2 protein-coding genes are annotated in these 2,394 nt (G+C 38.5%); both read left to right on the top strand.

Going from position 1 to position 2,394, the window contains the following annotated elements:
- On the top strand, nt 1-1,094 hold a 1,094-nt coding region (locus ACO4R2_RS05980), incomplete at its 5' end, for an iron-containing alcohol dehydrogenase (RefSeq protein ID WP_484769547.1).
- 131 nt (nt 1,095-1,225) lie between these two features.
- The gene (locus tag ACO4R2_RS05975; RefSeq protein ID WP_261025022.1) at nt 1,226-2,137 is read left to right on the top strand and encodes an XRE family transcriptional regulator; all 912 of its coding nucleotides are present in this window, start codon (nt 1,226-1,228) and stop codon (nt 2,135-2,137) included.
- Nucleotides 2,138-2,394 lie beyond the last annotated feature (257 nt).

The raw sequence follows: 2,394 nt of genomic DNA, 5'->3' as shown, positions 1-2,394 counted from the left end.
GCAATAAGGTTGTTTACCAAATCTTTGCTGATGTAGAACCAGATCCAGATATCACAACTGTAAACCGTGGTACTGAGATTATGCGTGCCTTCAAACCAGATACAATCATCGCTCTCGGTGGTGGATCTCCAATGGATGCTGCTAAAGTAATGTGGCTCTTCTACGAACAACCAGAAGTGGACTTCCGTGACCTTGTTCAAAAATTCATGGATATCCGTAAACGTGCCTTCAAATTCCCATTGCTTGGTAAGAAGACTAAATTCATCGCAATCCCAACAACATCTGGTACAGGATCTGAAGTAACACCATTTGCCGTTATCTCTGATAAAGCAAATAACCGTAAATACCCAATCGCTGACTACTCATTGACACCAACTGTGGCAATCGTAGACCCTGCCTTGGTATTGACAGTTCCTGGATTTGTTGCTGCTGATACTGGTATGGACGTATTGACCCACGCGACTGAAGCTTACGTATCACAAATGGCTAGCGACTACACTGATGGTCTTGCTCTTCAAGCAATCAAACTTGTATTCGAAAACCTTGAAAGTTCAGTTAAGAATGCAGACTTCCACTCACGTGAGAAAATGCATAACGCTTCAACAATCGCTGGTATGGCCTTTGCCAATGCCTTCCTAGGTATTTCTCACTCAATGGCCCATAAGATTGGTGCGCAATTCCACACAATCCACGGTCGTACAAATGCAATCTTGCTTCCATACGTCATCCGCTACAACGGTACACGTCCAGCTAAGACAGCAACATGGCCTAAGTACAACTATTACCGTGCAGATGAAAAATACCAAGATATCGCACGCATGCTTGGCCTTCCAGCTTCTACTCCAGAAGAAGGTGTGGAATCTTACGCAAAAGCTGTCTACGAACTTGGTGAGCGCGTAGGTATCCAAATGAACTTCAAAGCACAAGGAATTGATGAAAAAGAATGGAAAGAACATTCTCGTGAATTGGCCTTCCTTGCTTATGAAGATCAATGTTCGCCTGCAAATCCACGCCTTCCAATGGTTGACCATATGCAAGAAATCATCGAAGATTCTTACTATGGCTACAAAGAAAGACCAGGACGCCGTAAATAATTGTTATCAGCCTAGAGGCAGGAGAAATCCTGTCTCTTTTTTGTAATTCTATTTGAAAAATGGTATAATCATCGCATATATTTATTTGAAAATCAAATCTTTTATAATCATGCGAGGGAGAAATGTAAGAGATGAATGAGCTAGGGGAAAAGGTACGAATCCTTAGAGAGGAGAAAGGACTTAGTCGTCCAGTTTTTTGCGGGGATGAGTCTGAATTATCAGTGCGTCAGTTGGTGCGGATAGAAAAAGGAGAATTTCGCCCGACGATAAAAACACTAGAATATATTGCAGAACGATTAGAAATTCCATCCTACGTCTTGATGCCAGACTATAAGGAATTACCCAAGCGTTACCAAGAATTAAAATACTTTCTTCTTCATCATCCTGACTATGGAGACAAGGAGTTGCAGGAGCAGAAGGAAGAATATTTCGATGAGATTTTTGAGAATTTTTACGATGATTTGCCACGTGATGAGAAGATGATAGTGGATTGTCTTCAAGCAATAGATGAAGTGAGAGCGACGGATAATGAACAGTATGGAATAGCGCTTTTAGATGAATCTTTTGAGGAACTATGGAATCAAAGAGAGTTTTCCTTTTCAGATCTTTTAAAAATTAGATTGTATTTTTTGTGTAGTTATTTAGAAAATATAAAAAAAGGACAGTTATCTATTAGCGAACAGCAGAAACTTCAATTAATGTTTCAAAAAGTGTGTAATAACGTAGAAAATAGTGGTACAGACGATTTATTTCTTGTTCGTGATGTGTTATTTGCAGGGCTGGGAAGTTGTGAATTATTGAATGATTTAGAGTTATTTAAGTTAGCTGTGGAAAAACTTAATTGGATTTCTGAAAAAACACGAGATTTTCAAAAGCAACCGATTGTCTTGATGGTCGAATGGAAATATTATATTCAGACAGATTATGAAACAGCCAAACAAAAGTATGAAGAAGCAAAAATGATGGCAAGGATGTTTGGCAATGAGAAGTTACTCGTTAGTTTAGATAATGAATGGGCCGAGGATCTAGAAAGATATCGTTAAAGAGTTTATAGGAGTGACATTTCTGTTATAGGGAATGTCGCTTTTTTGTTACAATGAATTTTACTTGATATACATCCAGAAGCAAACTATTCAATATAGAGAAAATTCTAAGCTAGTAGGCCCATAGGATCAATCGGTGCTGATGCAACTTGAAGAATTTTCTATCAGTACGGTATATGACGATAACAGTTTTAAACAAGGAGGAAAGAATGTCCATTTTATCCATTAAAAATATTTCAAAGTTTTACACTTTGGAC

Source organism: Alloprevotella sp. (assembly GCF_057240785.1).
Note: the sequence above shows the minus strand (reverse complement) of the source record. Positions and strands in the feature narration are given on the sequence as shown.